Raw genomic sequence first — 19,426 nt, 5'->3', positions numbered from 1 at the left:
CACCGCCCAGGACTGCCGAGGCGGGTCTCTGAATTCCACGGAGCTCACGAAGTCGGTTCCGTCACAGGCGCCGGGCTGCTCAGCCGTCGCATGACCGCGCCACCGAGCAGAGGACCCATCGGCTGTTCCTCGATGCGCAGCTTGTCGGCCAGGTCCGCCAGGTGAAGGCGCACAGATGCCTCCAGCAACGTGGCGTAGGTGTCCGACGCAGCACGGAGGCGACGTGCCGAGACGACCACCATCGTGGCGGCGAGCGGCGCTGCAGGCCACCACCACCAGGCCAGAGGCAGATAGAGCAGGGCCCATCCACCGAGGACGGCAGCTCGCGCCAACGCGGCGCGGGCCCTGCCGATCTCGCCACGTATCTCTTCCGGCAGCACTAGCCAAAGATGTGGCCAGAGGATGAGGAGATCGACATGTGCGTCTCGGTCCAGCCGAACCGCCGTGGCGTGGATCCGGTCACCACTCCAAGTCGGCCGTTCAGGCCGCTCCACGGAGATACGTTCATACCTGTGGGCAGCGCGGTGACGCTCCCGGGGCCTGGGACGGTCAGCCGGTCGCGGAGCGCGTTCCAGAAGCCGTAGAGCTTCGTACTCCGCCCGTGCCGCGTCCCAGCAACGCTGCCGGCGTGCCACGTACCGCTCAGCCAACTCACCGAACAACCACGGCCATGCACCCCAGCCGGCAGCCAGAGTCACACGCTCGACAACGGAGCCGAGGGACTGGGCAGCAAGACCGGCGGCGGCCGCACCGGCCAAGATGGCAGCAAGCAGCACGACCTGGCCGCCTACCGCAGTCGCCACGGGAGCCTGGGCAGCGTCCGAGATCGCGTGAGTAAGCCGCCCCACGTCCAGCGCAGCGCTCTGCCCGAGAGTGTGTCCGGCTGCGGCGACCGCCAAATAGAGCGCGCCTGGGAGTACAAGGAGAGTCAGCCACCGCTCGGCGAGCTTCTTGCTGAGTTCACTGAGCAGCCCTCCCACTACGGGAGCCTCTCCCGGATCAGCGCCGTCGCGCCGGGGGCGAACCGGCAGCGTGGCACGTCGCCGTCCACTTCCTGATCGGATCGACCGATACACAGCTGCAAGGGACACCGATACACGACGTCCAAACCAGCAACGCCGGCCGACATCACGCTGCGGCCCATTCCCCCATACACCCCCGATGGATCGCCTGCGCATCGAACTGCTGCATGCAAGGCGTCCAGAAGGGTAGTGAGCGAGACGTCTGCGGGCGGCCTGCCGACTGCGGCTTCGACAGCACGCAAGGCGGCGTCGTCCTCGTCAAGCAGCGCGGCGAGTTCGTCCCGATTCCCACACACGTACGACAGCGCCTTGGCGATCCTCAGGCCGCCTACTTCCACCTGGCTCGTCATACAGAACTTCGCCCCCTGCGCCTTGTTGATCTACCAGGCCGCCATTCTTGCTCCAAACGTGCAGGTACACCCACGGGTTCGGCCAACTCCCTCAGCCAGAGCAGAGAGACGTCGAGGTACTTGAAAGGACGGTTCAACCGATCCTCTGCGCGAGCAACGCAAAGACGGTGGTACGCCATGCGCCGTGCTGCCGCTGACGGCGTACCGCAGCTTGCAAATTCGCCTTCGTAACGCGACATCCTGAAGCAACTGTCACGCTGTCACCCCACCGCTTGGGAGAAATCTGGGAGAAGATCTTCTCCCAGAGCCCTCGCGACACCACCCGAGACCAACGGCCACCAACAGCCTGACCTGGGCATACATCCTTCGCAGCTGGTGGGCAACACGATCGGACCTAATTCGGGACGAAGAGGTCGTGGGTTCAAATCCCGCCACCCCGACAGGGAAGTTCCAGGTCAGGGGCCTGATCCGCTTAGCGGGTCGGGCCCTTGAGTGGTTTCCGGGGGGCGCCTGCTTGATCAGACGCGCGGCGCCGCCGAGGCAGTGTCCTCCCGCTTCTCGACGTCGGAGAACAAGAGGGTCGGCCCGGTGAGGATGTCCCGGTCGGCCTCGCTCTTGTAGATCGCGTCGACGCTGCCGAAGCGGGCCTCGGAGTAGTCGAGATCGAGGAGCGCGGCGGCCTGCCGGACCGATGTCTCGTCGGGGCCCTCGATCTCCTGGAAGGTGGGGAGCCCCGGCCAGGTGTCGAAGTCGAAGACGACCTCGCCCAGGCGCCATTCCTCGCGGTAGTTCTCCTGGTAGCGCACCTCGGTCAGGCCGGCGCGGCGCAGGATGTCGGCCGTGGCGTCCAGGTCGGACACCTCAGTCTCGATCTCCCTGGTGCCGTCGATCGTCGTACCGTCGGTGACCTGCTTGAGCGTGAGCGTGGAGCGGGTGCCCTCTGCCCGGAGACGGATCCAGGTCCCGCGCTCGAAGGAGTCGGCCCCGAAGATCCTGCGGGTGAGGAGCGTGCGGGGGAAGGCTTGAACGGCTCCGAGGGCGGTCAGCCTGGCCTGGAGGGCGGGGGTGTCGACGGCCAGGAACTTCGCCTCGTACTCGTGCTTCACGGTCCTTCTCTCGGGCGGGCTGCACGAGACACCATCGTGGGACGCGATTCCGTCCCGCGACCCATTTTTCCGGTCGGCCGACGGTGCGGCTCACACGTTGACTGGTGCCGACTCCGGGGGCTTCGGCTCGGCCGCCGACTCGGAGCACTTGTCCCCGGTCCCCGAGGCGACGACCCGCCGGGCCAGCGGTTCCGTGAAGCGGGCCGTCAGGGGGCCCAGCACGACCAGGATGAGGACGTACGCCGTCGCAAGCGGGCCCAGGCGGGGCTCCGTTGCGGTCGCGAGGCCCGCGATGACGATCGAGAACTCGCCGCGGGCGACCAGCGTGCCGCCCGCTCGCCAGCGGGCGCCGCCGCGGATGCCGGCCCTGCGTGCCGCGTACCAGCCGGTGGCGACCTTCGTGAGCGTGGTGACGGTGGCCAGGAGCAGGGCGGGGAGCAGGACGGGCGGGATGTCGGACGGGGCGGTGGACAGGCCGAAGAAGACGAAGAACACGGCCGCGAACAGGTCGCGCAAGGGGGTCAGGAGGCTGCTCGCGCCCTCGGCGACCTCGCCGGACAGGGCGATGCCCACGAGGAAGGCGCCGACTGCCGCCGAGACCTGGAGCTCCTGGGCGAGGCCCGCCACGAGCAGGGTCAGGCCGAGGACCACCAGCAGCATCATCTCCGCGCTGTCCGAGGAGACCGCGCGGCTGATCAGCCTGCCGTGCCGGAGCGCCAGGTAGAGGACCGCGCCGACGGTGCCCAGGGAGATCAGCAGGGTGACGGCGCCGCCGGCCAGGCCGACGCCCGCGAGCAGGGCCGTGAGGATCGGCAGGTAGACGGCCATCGCGAGGTCCTCGATGACCAGGACGCCGAGCACGACGGGGGTCTCGCGGTTGCCGAGCCTGCCCAGGTCGCCGAGGACCTTGGCGATGACGCCGGACGAGGAGATCCAGGTGACGCCGGCGAGCGCCACGGCGGCCACCGGGCCCCAGCCAAGGATCAGCGCGGCTACGGCGCCGGGGACGGCGTTGAGGACGAAGTCCACGGCGCCGGAGGGATATTGGGTCTTGAGGTTGGTGACCAGTTCGGAGGCGCTGTACTCCAGGCCGAGCAGGAGGAGCAGCAGGATGACGCCGATCTCCGCGCCCGTGGCGACGAACTCCTCGCTGGCCTGGAGGGGCAGGATGCCTCCGTGTCCGAAGGCGAGTCCGGCCAGCAGGTAGAGGGGGATGGGTGAGAAGCCCACCCGGCCCGCGAGGCGGCCCAGGAGCCCCAGAGCGAGGATGATCGCTCCCAGTTCGATCAGCATGGCGGTCGTGTGATGCACGGGCGTCTGTCCTCCGGTCGGATGGGGATCGGTGGCGGCGTCTGTGCGCCTTCTCGGCCGAGGGCGCGCCGGGACACGACGTGCCCCGGGGTCCGAGTGGGTCGCCCGGGTCCCGCCGGAAGGAAGCAGAGCGAGGCGGAGCCGGACGTGTCAGGCGTCGGGCACGCTGTCGCGCTCGTACCGGTGCGGGTCGAGCAGCTCACCGGCGACGCCGGCGAAGACCAGGCCGGCGGCGATGAGCAGTCCGTGGGCCAGCACCAGGCCGGCGGCCAGCGCGCACAGTGCGGCGGCGAGCAGGAGCCAGGCCCGCCGGGACCGGTACTCGCGGGGGCGGCGCGGGCGGCCGTCGGCGAGGGCCCGCGCGAAGTGGGGGTCCTCGCGGTGCAGACGGGACGCGATCTCGCTGAGCTGGTGGTCGTCGGGCACGGGCACGTTGCCCCCCTTCGGCGTCGGTTCGGGCCCGGGGCCGGGGAGTTGACCCCAGCCTCGCCCGCGGCGGATGCCGGGCACCATCGGGATTGGTACCCAAATCCAGCGACGTCGGATGTGTAGGGAAACGTGCAGATCTTGTCGTGTCCATCAAGGTTCACGCGACGTGCTCCCGTGCCGGCCCGGGGGACCTGGTGCGCCGGGAAGCCGCGGACGGCGGGTGACCTCCGTAGTCTGGGAGAAGATCTGCGTGTCCCGCGTGCTCGCGGGGGCCGACCGGGAAGGACCGCATCGTGATCATCTTCGGTACCAAGGGATACCTCTACCAGCTCGCGATACTGACGCTGGTGTGCGGGCGGTGCGGGAACCCCTCCGCGCACACGCTCAGGAAGCGCGTCAACAAGTTCACGCTGTTCTTCGTGCCGCTGTTCCCGTTCTCGACGAAGTACGCGACCCAGTGCACCTTCTGCGGTGCCGAGCAGCAGGTGTCGAAGGAGCAGGCGGAGCAGCTCCAGGCTCAGGGGGGCATGGGCGGCCCCGGCGGCGGGCAGGGCGGGCAGCCGTACGGCGCCGCGCCGCAGCAGCCGTACCAGCAGCCCTGACCTGCGCCTTCGGGGGACGGCCGGCGGCCGGTCCCCGCCCGCGCGGTCAGCCCGTGATCTCCACCTTGCCGTTGCGGGAGTCGGCGCGGCCCGGGGCCGCCTCCGGTGCGGCCGGGCCGGACGCGTCGGTGGAGCCCTTCGCGGTGATGCCCTTCAGCAGGGACGCCAGGTCGACGCCGGTGGTGGAGCCGAGGAGTTCCATGCCCTGTGCGACGTTGTCGGCGACCGTGCGGGACAGGCGGCTCGCGCCGTCCGTCGAGATCACCGTCATCTTGTCCACCGCCGACAGCGGCTCGGACGCCTTCGCCACCACCTGCGGCAGCACCTCGACCAGCATCTGGAGCACGGCGGCGTCGCCGTACCGGTCGAAGGCGTCGGCCTTCTTCTCCATCGCCTCGGCCTCGGCCGCGCCCTTCGCGCCGATCGCGGCGGCCTCCGCGTCGCCCTCCAGCCGGACCGCCTCGGCGATCGCCGCACGCCGGGAGCGCTCGGCCTCGCCCTGCTTGAGGCCCTCGATGGCCTCCGCCTCGGCCAGCGCCCCGCGGCGCTGCTTCTCGCCCTCACCGGTGAGCCGGGCCCGCTCGGCCTCCGCCTGGGCGGCGGCGATCCCGGCGGAACGCTCGGCCTCGGCCTGCTTCACCCGCGCCACCCGGCGGGCCTCCGCCTCCTGCTCGGCGGCGTACCGCTGGGCGTCGGCCGGCTTGCGCACCTCGGTGTCGAGCTGGCGGTCCTTCAGCGCGGCCTGCCGCTCGGCGACCTTCTCCTGCTCGGCGAGGATGTCCTGCTGCCGGGCCGCCTCGGCGAGCGGTCCGGCGGCGTTGGCGCGGGCGGACGCCTGGTCGGTCTCGGCCTTGATCTCGGCCTGCTTCAGGTAGAGCGTGCGCTGCGCGACCGCGATCTCCTCCTCGGCCTTCAGTCGCGCCTGCTCCGCCGCCCGCCGGGCCACGGCCTCGGCGATGTCGGCCTCCTGCCTGGCGCGGGCCGCCTCGGGACGGCCCAGATCCTCCAGGTAGGAGCCCTCGGTGGTGATGTCCTGGATCTGGAAGGCGTCCAGGACCAGGCCCTGCCCGGACAGGCTCGCCTCCGCCTCCTCGGCGACCTGGCCGGCGAACGCGGCCCGGTCCCGGATGACGTCCTCGACCGACATCCGGCCGACGATCGCCCGCAGCGCGCCGGACAGCACCTCCTGCGTGAAGCCGACGATGCCGACCTGCTGCATCAGGAACCGCTGCGCGGCGGCGCGGATCGCGTCCTCGGTGCCGCCGACCTTGACGATCGCGACGCCCTCCAGGTGGGCCTTCACCCCGCGCAGCGTCACCGCGCCGCGCACGGCGACCGGGATGTGCCGGGAGGAGAGGTCGAGCGTGAACCGCTGCTGCACGAACGGCACGACGAACACGCCGCCGCCGACCACGACCTTCTGGCCGCTGTTGTCGGTGAACACCCGGCCCGTCTCCGGGTCGGTGGACTTCTTGCCGCGGCGGCCGGTGACGATGAACGCCTCGCTCGGACCGGCCACCTTGTAGCGGCTGACCACGACGAGTGCGAGCAGCACCAGGAGTACGACGACTCCCAGCACCGCGATGACGACAGGACTCATGACAACGCCCCCGAATCACACAGAGATAGAGACAGAGAAGACAGAAATCGGAAGAGACGGAACGGAGATGGAGGTGGTCAGCGGTCCACCGGGCGGACCACGACCGACGTCCCCGTCGGCACCGCCTCGACCCACACCTCGGCGCCCCGCGCCACCGGAACCGCGCTGCGCGCCGCGCACTTCAAAGGCTGGCCCGCGAGCCGCAGCAGCACCTCGCCGTAGCCCTCCGCCGGGATGGCGGTCACGACCTTGCCGGACGTGCCGAGCAGGTCGTTCGTGCTGGGTGTGACGGCGGTCTGGTCGCGCATCAGCGCACGGCTGAAGCGGTACGTCAGCCAGGCGGCGCCCACTCCGACGACCGCGCCGCCCGCGGCGGCCCCCGCCGGTCCGGTCCAGCCGGTGCCGAGGGCGATGGCGCCGCCGAAGCCGGTCATCGCCACGAATCCCGCGACGACCGGCAGCGACAGCCACCCCTCCAGGACGCCGTCCAGCGCTCCGTCGAGCGCGCCTTCCAGCAGTCCGTCGAAGACCAGCGACAGGGCGAGCAGCACAACCCCCGTGATGCCGATTCCGAGAAACCAGGCCATGTGTGCCGTCCCCCTCCCACCCGTCGCTGAGCTCCGGTGAGAAGAATCCTCACACCGGGCGCCAGGGCACGTCATTGCCGTGTTCCGGCAATCTTTACGCGTTCTTGATGCCGCCCTCGGCCTCTTCGGGCCCTCCTGGAACCGCGCCCGCCGCCTGTACTGTCCTTCTTCAAATGGGAACTCATACGGGGAGCGTTCCGAATCAGGTTCCGCAGGGCGACGCGTACGCGCACATGGTGGTGTGCGGTGACGACGGGCTCGCACATCGCCTCGCCGCCGAACTGCGCGGCGTCTACCGCGAGCAGGTCACCCTCGTCGTCCCGCCCTCCGGGCGCCGGGTGCGGCAGCCGGTGGTCGGACGGGCCCGGGCGGCCTCGGCGGCGCTGCTGGACATGGTCAACGCGGCCGTCAACCGGAGCGGCAACGGCGACCAGGGCGGCGCGGGCCGCGAGGGGGCGGGCCGCGACGGCGCGGGCCGTGAACTGGAGGCCACCGAGCCGACCGAGGACGTGCTCGCCGACGCGGGCGTGGAGCGGGCCGGCGCGCTGGCGCTGGTGTACGACGACGACGAGACCAACATCCGCGCGGCCCTGACCGCCCGTCGGCTCAACCCACGGCTGCGGCTGGTGCTGCGCCTGTACAACCGGCGTCTGGGCCAGCACATCGAGGATCTCCTCGACCAGAGCGCCGCACTGGCGACCGGTGGCGGGGGCGCCAACGGGTCGGGCAGCGCCGAGTCCTCCACGACCGTGCTGTCCGACGCCGACACGGCCGCGCCCGCGCTGGCGGCCACCGCGCTGGTCGGCACCAGCAAGATCGTGGAGACGGACGGCCTGCTGCTGCGCGCGGTGGAACGGAACCCGCCGCTGCCCGGCCAGGTCGCCGACCCCGGACTGTGCACCCTCGCGCTGCTCTCCGCGACGAGCAACGATCCGGCCGGGGCGGACGGTTCGGAGGACAGCGGCGAGGGTCCGCAGCTGCTGCCCGACGCGGCGGCGGTCCAGGCCGCGACCGGGCGCGGGACCGTGGCGCTGGAGCAGGTGTCGTACTCCGGACCGTCGCTGCCCGCCGGACGCGCGAGCGTGCCGCCGTTCGCCGAGCTGTTCTCGCGGCGGCTGCGGTGGTCGCTGGCCGGTCTGGCGGCGTGCGTGGTCGCGCTCGCCGTGGCGCTGATGGTGGTCACGGACGACCATCCGGTGCACGCGACGTACGTGACGCTGCTCGACCTGTTCTCCATCAACGAACCCGCCCACAACGCGGACATCGGCCGTCAGATCCTTCAACTCCTGTCCGGATTCGTCGGGTTGCTGCTGCTTCCGGTGCTGCTGGCGGCCGTACTGGAGGCCCTGGGGACCTTCCGTACCGCTACCGCGCTGCGCAAGCCCCCGCGCGGGATCGGCGGGCACGTCGTGCTGCTGGGTCTCGGCAAGATCGGCACGCGGGTGCTGACGCGGCTGCGGGAGATGGACATCCCGGTGGTCTGCGTCGAGGCCGACCCCGAGGCACGGGGGCTGGCGACCGCCCGGCGGCTGCGGGTGCCGGTGGTGCTGGGGGACGTGACGCAGGAGGGCGTACTGGAGGCCGCGAAGATCCAGCGCGCGCACTCGCTGCTCGCGCTGACCAGTGTGGACACCACCAACCTGGAGGCGGTGCTCTACGGGCGGTCCGTGCGGTCGGGACTGCGGGTGGTGCTGCGGCTGTACGACGACGACTTCGCGACCGCCGCGTACCGGACCCTGCGTGCCGCCCACCCCGGTGCCCTCACCCGCAGCCGCAGCGTGACGCATCTGGCGGCGCCGTCCTTCGCCGGGGCGATGATGGGGCGGCAGATTCTGGGCGCGATTCCCGTGGAGCGGCGGGTGCTGCTGTTCGCCCGGGTGGAGGTGTCGGGGCATCCGCAGCTGGAGGGGCGGACGGTCGGCGAGGCTTTCCGGGCGGGGGCGTGGCGGGTGCTGGCGCTGGAGGTGGCGGACGGGTCCGCCGCCGGCGAGGGTGAGACGGATGAGGAGGGCGAGGTGCCCCGGGCGTCCCGGTTGGTGTGGGATCTGCCCGACACGTATGTCCTCCGGGGTGAGGACCGGGTGGTGCTGGCGGCCACGCGGCGGGGGCTGGCGGAGCTGCTGGGTCGGCGTACGCGGGAGCGGTTCGCCGGGTAGCGGGGGGGGGCGGCGTGAGGGTGGGCGGAGTGCAGGGTTCGGCCCCCTCCAGTCCCGTCCAGGGGGCTCCCGCCCCCTGGACCCCGGCCTCTGCCCACCCACCACCCGACTCGGTTGGGAGAGAGGGTCAGGTCGAAAAGCGTCGGAACTCTAGGCGCCCTTCGGCAGGTACCTCTCCGCGAAGTCCAGTTCCAGGCGGACCTGCTTGATGCGTTCGTCGACCACCAGGGAGCCGTGTCCCGCGTCGTAGCGGTAGATCTCGTGGAGGGCGCCGCGGGACTCCAGGCGCTTGACGTAGTTCTCGACCTGGCGGATCGGGCAGCGTGGGTCGTTGACCCCGGCCGAGATGTAGACCGGGGCCTTGACGTCGTCGACGTAGGTCAGCGGGGAGGACGCCTCGAAGCGCTCGGGGACCTCCTCGGGGGTGCCGCCCAGCAGCGTGCGGTCGAGGGCCTTCAGGCCCTCCATCTCGTCGTGGTACGCGGTGACGTAGTCGGCGACCGGGACGGCGGCGATGCCCAGGGCCCACGCGTCGGGCTGGGTGCCGACGCCGAGCAGCGTGAGGTACCCGCCCCAGGAGCCGCCGGTGAGGATGAGGCGGCCGGGGTCGGCGAGGCCGGAGGTGACCGCCCACTCGCGCACCGCCGCGATGTCCTCCAGCTCGATGAGCCCCACCCGGTGCTTGAGGGCGTCGGTCCAGGCGCGTCCGTACCCGGTGGAGCCCCGGTAGTTGACGCGGACCACCGCGTATCCGTGGTCCACCCAGGCGGCCGGGCCGGCGGCGAAGGAGTCGCTGTCGTGCCAGGTCGGGCCGCCGTGGATGTCGAAGACCGTCGGGAGCGGGCCGGTCGCGCCGGCGGGCTTCTGGACCAGGGCGTGGATGCGGCCGCCGGGGCCCTCCACCCACACGTCCTCCACCGGGACCGAGCGCGGCGACTTCATGCCGGGCGGGTCCAGGACGACACGGCCGGTGGTGGAGCGGACGGACGAGGGCTCGGCGGCCGAGGACCACAGGTACTCCACGGTGCCGTCCGGGCGGGCCGTCGCCCCGGAGACGGTGCCCGCGGGCGTCTCGATCTCGGCCGGCTCGCGCTTGGCGAAGTCGTAGCGGAACAGCTCGCTGCGGGCCTCGAAGCCGTGCACGATCAGCAGGGCGCTGCCGTCCGGGAACCACTCGGCGCTGACGTCGCCCGGCAGCTCCAGGGCGAGGTCGGTCTGCTCCCCCGTCGCCACGTCCCACACCAGCGGCTCCCAGCGGCCCCGGCGCTGGTGCCCGATGAGCAGGCGGGTGTCGCCGTCGACCGGCGCGAAGCCCAGGACCTCCAGGCCCAGCTCCTTCTCGCCGCCCTCCGTGTCGTCCAGCTCGGCGACCGTCGTGCCGTCGGGGCGCAGCACGCGCAGCGCCGAGTGCATCGCGTCGCCGTGCTCGGTGTGCTCGATCGCGATCAGCGTGCCGTCGTGCGAGAGGTCGCCGACGCCCGCGGACTCGCGGTGCCGGTAGATCTCCGCCGGGGCGGCGCCGTCCCCGCGCGCGAGGTGGATGGTCGTCCCCTCCTCGTCGGTGGAGCGGCCGACCACCGCCGTACGCCCGTCGCGGCCGAGGGCGAGGCCCGCCGGGTAGGACGGGTCGAGGCCCGGCACGGCCGCCTCGTCCGCCCCGCCGGCGAAGGGCTGGCGGCGCCAGACGCCGAACTCGTCGCCGTCCTTGTCGTCGAACCACCAGATCCAGTCGCCGTCGGGCGAGAGCACGCCGTCCGTCGTGCCGTTGGGCCGGTCGGTGACCTGGCGCTGGTCGCCGGAGGAGCGGTCCCAGGCGTACAGCTCGTACGTCCCCGTCGCGTTCGACACGAACAGGGAGCGGTCCGGGGCGTCCTCGGCCCAGTCGGGCAGGGACACCCTGGGCGCCCGGAACCGCTTCTCCCACTCGGGCATCCGCTCGCCCTGCGTCTGCCGCTCGTCTGCCTCGTCCGACGACTTGTCCGACCGAACGGACCCGTTGCTCTCAGTCATGGCCCCATACTGCCCCGACCTGCCGACAACGCGCAGACGGGATCCCCAGCCTGTGGACAACCTCGTCCGCCCACCCGCCGGCCCGCGCGTTTTCCACAGCCCCGAAGCAGGGGCGCACCGGCCCGCCCCGTACCGTGGAGGGCGTGTACCGGTTTCTGCTGACGCCCCGATGGTGGGGGATCAACGTCTTCGTCGTCCTGGCCATCCCCTTCTGCATCTTCATGGGTTCCTGGCAGCTGGGCCGCTTCGAGGACCGCGTACAGGACCACGAGACCGCGGCCACCCAGCACGAGGAGGCCCGCCGGGACGCGCCCCGCCCGCTGGACGAGCTGCTGCCGCTGGACAAGTCCACGGTCGGCAAGCAGACCACCGTCACCGGCCGGTACGACGACCAGCTGCTCGTCCCCGAGCGGAAGCTGGACGACCGGGAGGGCTACTACGTCCTCACGCTGCTGCGCACCGACGACGGCCGCGCGCTGCCGGTCGTACGCGGCTGGCTGCCGGGCGCACCCGACCAGGCCAAGGTCCCGGCCCCGCCCGCCGGCGAGGTCACCGTCACGGGAGCGCTCCAGGCCCCGGAGTCACCGGGCGGCAACGGCGTCAGCGGACGCTCCGGATGGCCCGCCGGGCAGACCGGCTCGATCAGCGCGGCAACGCTGCTGAACCTCGTCCCGTACGACGTCTACGACGCGTGGGTCACGCTGAACAGCGGCGACTCCGGGATGCGGGCCGTGCCCGTCAGCGCGCCGCAGAACAGCGGCCTCGACCTGAAGGCGTTCCAGAACCTCGGCTACACCGCCGAGTGGTTCGCCTTCGTGGGCTTCGTGATCTTCATGTGGTTCCGGCTGCTGCGCCGCGAGGTCGAACTCGCCCGGGACGCGCAGCTGGGGCTGACGGTGGAGGAGGCGCGGGACGCCGACGCCGCGGAGGCCGAGGACGCCGGGGAAGAGAGCGAGCGGGCGGCGCGGCCCAGCCCGTCCAACGCCTGAGCAGGCGCCCCCTACGACTCCGTGCCCGCCAGCACGCCCGTCCAGTACACGGTGCCCACGCACGCGTTGGACACCGTGGCGGTGGCCGAACCGGATCCGCCCTCGGGGGTGTAGGTCACCGACACGCTTCCGTCCGCCGGTCCGTCCTCGCTGAGCAGCTGGGTCGTGGGGCCGGCCTCGGCGCCGCTCGTGGAGGTGCCGCCCGCGGCGGTCGTGTCCCCGGTGGGCGAGGGGTCCGGCGAGGGTCCGCCGGTGCTGCCCCCGGTGGTGCCGCCGGTGGTGGGACAGGTCTCCGAGGGCACCCAGGCGAACTGCACCTCGTACCCGGAGGCCGGCGCCAGGGTCACCGCCGCGGTCTCCAGGGACGGGTCGGGCAGTCCGGCCGCGGCGTCGCCCGCCACATGCCGTGCCGTGCCGATCCTGGAGGCGTCCGCCGCCCCCTGCGAGGCGGTGGACACGTTGCCGGGGCCCGTGACGGTGCAGCCGTCCGAGGAGACGTTGGTGACCCGGAACGAGCCGTAGACCACGCCCGCGGAGTCGGGCTCGGCGATGCTGGCGACGGCCGGTCCGAGCTGCTTCGGCGCACACGCGGGAACGTCGGCGGCGACGCTGGGCGAGGGTTCGGTCCCGGGCGCGGTGCCCGTGGCCGCGCCGCTCTCCTTGCCGTCGGGCGTCTCCTTGGGGCCGGTGCTGTCCTTGTCCTCACCGGGGCCCTCGGAACCGGCGACACCACTCTGGCCGCCGGCCGGGTCCTTGCCCTGGGAGGCGCCGCCCTGGGCCTGCGAGGCGTGGCCCGCGACGGACGGGTCGGCGCCCGGGCCGGTGGAGTTGGAGACGTGCACAAGGGCGGGGACCGCGGTGCCCAGGAAGAGGGCGGCGGCGGCCACTCCGACGGCGGCCTGGCGCTTGCGGGCCCGCCGCGCGGGGACCGCGCGGCGCAGGTGCTCCAGGGTGCCGTCGCTCGGCTCGACGTCCTGGACGGCCTGCCGCAGCATCCGGCGCAGCGCCGCCTCGTCGGCGTCGGGCCCGTCCTGCCCTCGCGGGTCGGGGCCCTGGTCGGCGGGGCCGTGGTTCACAGTTCCGTTCCCAGCGTCGTGCTTGTGCTTCTGCTGATCCTGCCCGGCGGTGGCCTCCGCCGGGTTCGCCGCGGCGGGTCCGTCGGGCGCGGCCGCTCCGTCGGGCGCGACAGGCCCGTCCGGCGCGGCGGGTCCGTCAGGCGCGAGCCCCTCCCGGGGAACGGACCCTTCCTGCGGCGCGCCCTCTTCCCGCGGAGCGTGCCCGTTGCCGTCACTCATGCCGGTGCCTCCATGGCCACCCTGAGCGCCGCGATGCCGCGCGAACCGTACGCCTTCACCGAGCCGAGGGATATGCCGAGCGTCTCGGCGACCTGTGCCTCGGTCATGTCGGCGAAGTAGCGCAGGACCAGGACCTCGCGCTGGCGGCGCTGGAGCCCTTTCATCGCCTTGATCAGGGAGTCGCGCTCCAACTGGTCGTAGGCGCCCTCCTCCGCGCTCGCCATGTCCGGCATCGGCTTGGAGAGCAGCTTGAGGCCCAGGATGCGGCGGCGCAGCGCCGAACGCGAGAGGTTGACGACGGTCTGGCGCAGATACGCCAGGGTCTTCTCCGGGTCGCGGACGCGTTTGCGCGCGGAGTGCACGCGGATGAAGGCCTCCTGGACGACGTCCTCACAGGAGGCGGTGTCGTCGAGGAGCAGCGCCGCGAGGCCGAGCAGCGACCGGTAGTGAGCCCGGTACGTCTCGGTGAGGTGGTCGACGGTGGTACCCGCCGCCACCGTGTCGTCGGCGCCGTCGCGCTGGTTCGATATGCGGGCCGGCCGCGCTGCTGGCATCGGCGCGATCACCGGCATGCCACCGGCCGGACCGGCCACACGGGGACGGACTGACCGGCCGGGGGCCCGCACAGCGGGGCCACGCGTCGATGCGGTGAATTCGAGTACCTCTGCCACGCCTGTTGGACACGCCGACCCCCGTGAGGGTTGTACGTGCCGGGCGTCACGTTCCCGTGTCGGTCCTGTCTGCCGGGCAGCCGCCCGGCTGACGGTGCGTCATACGCCCTCATCGTCCGCTCATCCCCTATGTCCCATGTGAACGAGCGTCCCCACGCCCGCCCTCGGCGTCCCCACGCCGACCCACGCGTCTCCGCGCCCCGAATGGGTGACCGCAAAGACGCTCCCCGCCTTCCGCACGGTTGCGGAGGGCGGGGAGGAAATCCTCTGACGGCACAGGTGCCGGGTACAAGTAGTCCGGACCAACTTCCGGATCACATCTCGTCCACAGATCCTACAAAGGAAACCCACGGTGGCCAGGGCTTTTCGCCCGTTGAATGGGGCCTGATGGGGGTTCAGGCGAACTCGGCGGCCACCAGCTCCGCGATCTGCGCGGTGTTCAGGGCGGCGCCCTTGCGCAGATTGTCCCCGCAGACGAAGAGTTCCAGCGCCGTCGGGTCGTCCAGCGCCCGCCGTACCCGCCCCACCCAGGTGGGGTCGGTGCCGACCACATCGGCGGGGGTGGGGAACTCCCCCGCGGCCGGGTTGTCGAAGAGGACCACGCCGGGCGCGGTGGCCAGGATCTCCCGGGCCCGGTCGACGGTGACCTCGCCCTCGAAACGGGCGTGCACGGTCAGGGAGTGGGTGGTGACGACGGGGACACGTACACACGTCACCGCCACCGGAAGCTGCGGCAGCCCGAGGATCTTGCGGGACTCGTCCCGCACCTTCATCTCCTCCGACGACCAGCCGTCCTCGCGCAGCGACCCGGCCCACGGTACGACGTTCAGCGCGACCGGCTCCGGGAACGGCCCGGTGTCGTCGCCGACGGCCCGCCGCACGTCACCGGGGTGCGTCCCCAGCTCGGTGCCGGCCACCAGGGACAGCTGCCGGCGCAGCGTGTCCACGCCCTCCCGGCCCGCGCCGCTGACCGCCTGGTACGAGGAGACGACCAGCTCGCGCAGCCCGAACTCGGCGTGCAGCGCGCCCGCCGCCACGATCATGGAGAGGGTCGTGCAGTTGGGGTTGGCGACGATGCCGCGCGGCCGCATCCGCACCGCGTGCGGATCGACCTCGGGCACGACGAGCGGCACGTCCGGGTCCATCCGGAACGCGCCGGAGTTGTCGACCACCACCACGCCCTTGGCGGCGGCGATCGGCGCCCACCGCGCGGCGACCTCGTCGGGGACGTCGAACATGGCGACGTCGACGCCGTCGAAGGCCTCCTCGGTGAGCGCGACGACCTCGACCTCCTCACCGCGCACGGCCAGCTTGCGGCCGGCCGAGCGCGGCGAGGCGATCAGGCGGATGTCGCCCCAGATGTCCGCGTGCTGGGACAGGATGGTGAGCATGACCGTGCCGACGGCACCGGTCGCGCCCACGACGGCGAGCGTGGGCCGCCCGTCCCGTGCGGTGACGGACATCAGCGGCCGGTGCCCCCGTAGACGACTGCCTCATCGCTGTCGGAGTCGAGACCGAAGGCGGAGTGCACGGCGCGCACGGCCTCGTTCACGTCGTCCTTGCGGGTGACGACCGAGATGCGGATCTCGGAGGTCGAGATCAGCTCGATGTTCACCCCGGCGTCGGAGAGCGCCGTGAAGAAGTCGGCGGTGACGCCCGGGTGGCTCTTCATCCCCGCGCCGACCAGCGAGATCTTGCCGATCTGGTCGTCGTAGCGCAGCGAGTCGAAGCCGATGCCGGCGCGGTTCTTCTCCAGCGCGTCGATGGCCTTGCGGCCCTCGGACTTCGGCAGGGTGAAGGAGATGTCCGTCAGGCCCGTGGAGGCGGCGGACACGTTCTGCACGACCATGTCGATGTTGACCTGGGCGTCCGCGATCGCCCGGAAGATCGCGGCGGCCTCGCCCGGCTTGTCCGGCACGCCGACGACCGTGACCTTGGCCTCCGAGGTGTCGTGTGCGACTCCGGAGATGAGGGCCTGCTCCACCTGCTTTTCCCCTTGCTTGATCGGCTCGCTGCTGACCCACGTGCCCTGGAGTCCGCTGAAGCTGGACCGGACGTGGATCGGGATGTTGTACCGGCGGGCGTACTCCACGCAGCGGTGGAGGAGCACCTTGGAACCGCTGGCCGCGAGCTCCAGCATGTCCTCGAAGGAGATCCAGTCGATCTTCTTCGCCTTCTTCACGACGCGCGGGTCGGCGGTGAACACGCCGTCGACGTCGGTGTAGATCTCGCAGACGTCCGCGTCGAGCGCGGCGGCGAGGGCCACGGCCGTCGTGTCGGACCCGCCACGCCCGAGCGTGGTGATGTCCTTGCTGTCCTGGCTGACGCCCTGGAAGCCGGCCACGATGGCGACGTTGCCCTCGTCCACCGAGGTCTTGATGCGCCCCGGGGTCACGTCGATGATCCGGGCCTTGTTGTGGACCGAGTCGGTGATGACTCCGGCCTGGCTGCCGGTGAACGACTGGGCCTCGTGGCCCAGGTTTTTGATCGCCATGGCCAGCAGCGCCATGGAGATACGCTCTCCGGCGGTCAGCAGCATGTCGAGTTCACGCCCGGCAGGGATCGGGGAAACCTGCTCGGCGAGATCGATCAGCTCGTCCGTCGTGTCGCCCATCGCGGAAACGACGGCGACCACCTGGTTGCCGTTCTTCTTCGCTTCCACGATCCGCTTGGCGACGCGCTTGATGCCCTCGGCATCGGCTACGGAGGAGCCTCCGTACTTCTGCACGACAAGGCCCACGTGCGCTCCTCGCTCAATCCGTCTCTTTCCGCACGTACGTATATGTACTGCGGTCGGCTCATTTTACCGAGCGTCCGGGTCTCGCCTCTGCGGTATCGCATGGTGAGACCCGGGTACTCGCTCAGGCTGGCTCATGCCCAACCGGAGACGCGTCACTCGGGAAAGTGCGGCGTGTCACACGTTCACAAGTGTCTTTCCGTTCCGTAAAGCCCGCACCTGCGGGGAGCGCAACCCTTGGGGCGGGTGGTGAGTCTGAGGGCTGTGGCGCGCCGGTGCGCCACGCTCCGGGGAGGGTCACCACCTTGTCTCACGCACGTTCGTCCAGACGTCGGCTCGCGACCGCCGTCGCCGCCGTTCTCGCCGTCACCGCCGGATTCACCGGCGCAGCCGTCGCGGCTCCGCACGCGATGTCTCCGGGCGGGACGGCTCAAGCCGCCGCGATGCAGGCCCGGTCGGCAGCCGAGTCCGTCATCGCGTTCCCGACCGGCCAAAGGATCGTCGGAGCCACGGCTTCGGGCTACCTGACGCTGGACAGCGCGGCGGGCGGCCACGCGTGGGTGCGGGCGTCCGACGGCGCCGTGTCCGCCCTGCCCTCCGCGGCCTCCGTCCTGGCCACCGGGTACGGGGATCTGGCCGCCGTACACTCCGATCTCGCCCACATCGCGCTGCGGGACCTGGCGACCGGCCAGGAGGTCTTCCGCCTCCCTCTCGATCACGCCGCCGGTGTCCGCTACGCGGGTGCCGCGGGCCGGGCGGTCTTCAGCACGGACTCCAGGGCCTCGGAGAGCTCCGGGCTGCGCATGCACACCATGGACGACGCGTCCGTCCCGGTGACCGGCCTCCCGGGCGACGCGAGCGCACTCAGCGTCCGGCCGGGCACGTCCACCCACGCCCTCGTCACCTACAGCACCGGCGCGTCCGTACGGTACTGGGGCCTGATCGACCTCGCGACCGGTGCCGTGACCGAAACCGGCCGGTCGACCCGGCCCGCGGGCACCGGGGACATCGCCGTCTCCGCCACGTACGTCGCCTGGGTCGACAGCGGTGGGGGCGAGATTCCGCCGAGCGTGGTGGTCCGTACCCGTGCCACCGGAGAGACCCAGCGGGTCCCGCTCATGACCTCCCGCACGACCCAGATCGAGATCGGGCTCCAAGGCGACCACCTCGTGTTCGGCGAGCGCTTCGGGCTCACCGCCGAATGGCCGAACGCGCTCCACGCCCCGGTGGCCCACGACCTGAAGCGCAAGGTGGACACCAAGCTCCTGGACCACTTCACCTCCGCCGAGACCTCCCCCGACGGCACGCTCTACCTCCGCGGCGGCACCGTCGCCGAAGGCGAGGGGCTCTACCGCTTCTCACCCGGCGTGAACGGCGGGGAACCCACCACCACCCTCGTGGCGCGCACCGGAGAGCCGACGAAGCTCACCCTGGCCGGCCACAACGTCCCCGACGTCGTGGACCTCAGCCGCAACTCCGGCCTCTTCGACTTCCGGTGGACACTCTCCAGGAACAATGCGGAGGGGAGGGTGACCCTGCGCCACGTCCGTACCCGCGAGACCACCACCGTGGGGATATCCGACACCTCGTCACCCGATTTCGGCTTCGTCTGGTCGGGCGACCTCGGCTCCGAACCGATCAGCGCCCCCAACGGCGACTACACGTGGGAGATCTCGGCCCGGCCGATCAACGGCATCGGCCCGGCGCTGACCGAGACCGGTACGTTCAAGGTCGTCCGCTCGGCCGACGCGCCGCACGACTTCACCGACAACGGCAGCCCCGACCTGCTGGCACGGGACGCTTCGGGCCGCATGTGGCGCTCGGACTCCCACTTCGAACGCCTCGACGGGGAGGGCAGGCTGATCTCCGGCACCGACGTACTCGTCGGCGGCGGCTGGAACACCTACGACCGTACTGAGGCCACTGGTGACATCGGCGGCGCGGCCACGGGAGACCTCGTCGCCCGCGACAAGGAGGGCGTGCTCTGGCTCTACCTCGGCAAGGGTGACGGCACCTTCGCCACCCGCGCCCGCGTCGGCGGCGGCTGGGGCGTCTACGACAAGATCGCCGCGGGAAGCGACGTCACCAACGACGGCAGGGCCGACCTGCTGGCCACCGACAAGGACGGCACCCTGTGGCTCTACGAGGGCACCGGTGACTGGCGCGCACCCTTCGCCGGGCGGGTCGAGGCCGGTACGGGCTACGGCGTCTACAACCAGATCACCGCGACGGGCGACATCGGCGGCGCCGGTGCGGGAGACCTGATCGCCCGCGACACCTCCGGCGTGCTGTGGCTCCACCTCGGCAAGGGCGACGGCACCTTCGCCACCCGCACCCGGATCGGCGGCGGCTGGGACGCGTACGGCGACACCGTGGGCATCGGCGACGCCAACCACGACGGGCACCCCGACCTGTACGCGGGCGGAACCTACGCCGAGCAGTACTTCTACCCGGGTACCGGCGACTGGCGCGCGCCCTTCGCGGGCCGCCAGGCCACCACCTTCTTCGCGACCCAGCCGGACCCGACGGCGCTTTCCTGACGCGTGCCGTCCGGCCCGGGC

General features: G+C 71.8%; 16 protein-coding genes. 4 read left to right on the top strand and 12 right to left on the bottom strand.

Annotated features, from left to right (window positions below; translation table 11 throughout):
* Window positions 1–44: 44 nt before the first annotated feature.
* The 5 genes from ACZ67M_RS22710 to ACZ67M_RS22690 all read right to left on the bottom strand — a co-directional run bounded on the left by ACZ67M_RS22710 (window position 45) and on the right by ACZ67M_RS22690 (window position 4,221).
* The gene (locus ACZ67M_RS22710) at window positions 45–380 is read right to left on the bottom strand and encodes a hypothetical protein (RefSeq protein WP_336543412.1); all 336 of its coding nucleotides are present in this window, start codon (window positions 378–380) and stop codon (window positions 45–47) included.
* 599 nt (window positions 381–979) lie between these two features.
* Window positions 980–1,372: a hypothetical protein gene (locus ACZ67M_RS22705; RefSeq protein ID WP_469852465.1), complete on the bottom strand. Its 393-nt coding sequence runs from the start codon at window positions 1,370–1,372 to the stop codon at window positions 980–982.
* 518 nt (window positions 1,373–1,890) lie between these two features.
* Window positions 1,891–2,478: a class IV adenylate cyclase gene (locus ACZ67M_RS22700; RefSeq protein WP_469852463.1), complete on the bottom strand. Its 588-nt coding sequence runs from the start codon at window positions 2,476–2,478 to the stop codon at window positions 1,891–1,893.
* Window positions 2,479–2,568: 90 nt separating this feature from the next.
* On the bottom strand, window positions 2,569–3,789 hold the full coding sequence (locus ACZ67M_RS22695) for a cation:proton antiporter (protein WP_469852461.1): 1,221 nt from the start codon (window positions 3,787–3,789) through the stop codon (window positions 2,569–2,571).
* A gap of 150 nt (window positions 3,790–3,939) precedes the next feature.
* Window positions 3,940–4,221, bottom strand: a complete 282-nt coding sequence (locus ACZ67M_RS22690; protein WP_385800151.1) for a DUF3040 domain-containing protein — start codon at window positions 4,219–4,221, stop codon at window positions 3,940–3,942.
* Window positions 4,222–4,511: 290 nt separating this feature from the next.
* On the opposite strand from ACZ67M_RS22690, the gene ACZ67M_RS22685 reads away from it, so the two are divergent.
* Window positions 4,512–4,820 (top strand): zinc-ribbon domain-containing protein, encoded by a 309-nt coding sequence (locus ACZ67M_RS22685; protein ID WP_234959411.1) that lies wholly within the window; start codon window positions 4,512–4,514, stop codon window positions 4,818–4,820.
* A 46-nt stretch (window positions 4,821–4,866) separates the two neighbouring features.
* Here ACZ67M_RS22685 and ACZ67M_RS22680 read toward each other — a convergent pair whose 3' ends face one another.
* Complete coding sequence (locus ACZ67M_RS22680) at window positions 4,867–6,420, bottom strand: flotillin family protein (RefSeq protein ID WP_469852458.1); 1,554 nt, start codon at window positions 6,418–6,420, stop codon at window positions 4,867–4,869.
* 77 nt (window positions 6,421–6,497) lie between these two features.
* Window positions 6,498–7,007, bottom strand: a complete 510-nt coding sequence (locus tag ACZ67M_RS22675) for a hypothetical protein (protein WP_361361728.1) — start codon at window positions 7,005–7,007, stop codon at window positions 6,498–6,500.
* Window positions 7,008–7,240: 233 nt separating this feature from the next.
* Between ACZ67M_RS22675 and ACZ67M_RS22670 the strand changes: the two genes are divergently transcribed.
* A complete protein-coding gene (locus tag ACZ67M_RS22670; protein ID WP_467320665.1) occupies window positions 7,241–9,163 on the top strand; it encodes an NAD-binding protein in 1,923 nt (640 codons plus the stop codon).
* Between the two features lie 150 nt (window positions 9,164–9,313).
* Here the strand turns inward: ACZ67M_RS22670 and ACZ67M_RS22665 are convergent, their stop codons facing one another.
* Complete coding sequence (locus ACZ67M_RS22665) at window positions 9,314–11,173, bottom strand: S9 family peptidase (protein ID WP_469852456.1); 1,860 nt, start codon at window positions 11,171–11,173, stop codon at window positions 9,314–9,316.
* A 143-nt stretch (window positions 11,174–11,316) separates the two neighbouring features.
* Between ACZ67M_RS22665 and ACZ67M_RS22660 the strand changes: the two genes are divergently transcribed.
* A complete protein-coding gene (locus ACZ67M_RS22660; RefSeq protein WP_469852454.1) occupies window positions 11,317–12,162 on the top strand; it encodes an SURF1 family protein in 846 nt (281 codons plus the stop codon).
* Window positions 12,163–12,173: 11 nt separating this feature from the next.
* On the opposite strand, the gene ACZ67M_RS22655 is transcribed toward ACZ67M_RS22660, so the two are convergent.
* The 4 genes from ACZ67M_RS22655 to ACZ67M_RS22640 form a co-directional block, all read right to left on the bottom strand.
* Window positions 12,174–13,457 (bottom strand): hypothetical protein, encoded by a 1,284-nt coding sequence (locus ACZ67M_RS22655; protein WP_469852452.1) that lies wholly within the window; start codon window positions 13,455–13,457, stop codon window positions 12,174–12,176.
* Window positions 13,454–14,029 (bottom strand): SigE family RNA polymerase sigma factor, encoded by a 576-nt coding sequence (locus tag ACZ67M_RS22650; RefSeq protein ID WP_161332525.1) that lies wholly within the window; start codon window positions 14,027–14,029, stop codon window positions 13,454–13,456. Before ACZ67M_RS22650 ends, ACZ67M_RS22655 begins: the two co-directional genes overlap by 4 nt.
* Window positions 14,030–14,523: 494 nt before the next feature.
* A complete protein-coding gene (locus ACZ67M_RS22645) occupies window positions 14,524–15,591 on the bottom strand; it encodes an aspartate-semialdehyde dehydrogenase (protein WP_469852450.1) in 1,068 nt (355 codons plus the stop codon).
* The gene (locus ACZ67M_RS22640; RefSeq protein WP_064729024.1) at window positions 15,591–16,868 is read right to left on the bottom strand and encodes an aspartate kinase; all 1,278 of its coding nucleotides are present in this window, start codon (window positions 16,866–16,868) and stop codon (window positions 15,591–15,593) included. The genes ACZ67M_RS22645 and ACZ67M_RS22640 overlap by 1 nt, the downstream gene beginning before the upstream one ends.
* Before the next feature lie 302 nt (window positions 16,869–17,170).
* On the opposite strand from ACZ67M_RS22640, the gene ACZ67M_RS22635 reads away from it, so the two are divergent.
* A complete protein-coding gene (locus tag ACZ67M_RS22635) occupies window positions 17,171–19,405 on the top strand; it encodes an FG-GAP repeat domain-containing protein (protein ID WP_469852449.1) in 2,235 nt (744 codons plus the stop codon).
* Window positions 19,406–19,426: the final 21 nt, after the last annotated feature.

Source organism: Streptomyces sp. NPDC107500 (genome assembly GCF_055582785.1).
The sequence above is the reverse complement of the archived record's forward strand: the minus strand, read 5'-3'. Positions and strand labels throughout refer to the sequence as shown.

Excerpts from the sequence above, each read along its gene's own strand:
- ACZ67M_RS22670 (WP_467320665.1), top strand. The coding sequence starts at position 7,241 with ATGGTGGTGTGCGGTGACGACGGGCTCGCACATCGCCTCGCCGCCGAA.
- ACZ67M_RS22705 (WP_469852465.1), bottom strand. The coding sequence starts at position 1,372 with ATGACGAGCCAGGTGGAAGTAGGCGGCCTGAGGATCGCCAAGGCGCTG.
- ACZ67M_RS22665 (WP_469852456.1), bottom strand. The coding sequence starts at position 11,173 with ATGACTGAGAGCAACGGGTCCGTTCGGTCGGACAAGTCGTCGGACGAG.
- ACZ67M_RS22680 (WP_469852458.1), bottom strand. The coding sequence starts at position 6,420 with ATGAGTCCTGTCGTCATCGCGGTGCTGGGAGTCGTCGTACTCCTGGTG.
- ACZ67M_RS22650 (WP_161332525.1), bottom strand. The coding sequence starts at position 14,029 with ATGCCGGTGATCGCGCCGATGCCAGCAGCGCGGCCGGCCCGCATATCG.
- ACZ67M_RS22655 (WP_469852452.1), bottom strand. The coding sequence starts at position 13,457 with ATGAGTGACGGCAACGGGCACGCTCCGCGGGAAGAGGGCGCGCCGCAG.
- ACZ67M_RS22645 (WP_469852450.1), bottom strand. The coding sequence starts at position 15,591 with ATGTCCGTCACCGCACGGGACGGGCGGCCCACGCTCGCCGTCGTGGGC.
- ACZ67M_RS22675 (WP_361361728.1), bottom strand. The coding sequence starts at position 7,007 with ATGGCCTGGTTTCTCGGAATCGGCATCACGGGGGTTGTGCTGCTCGCC.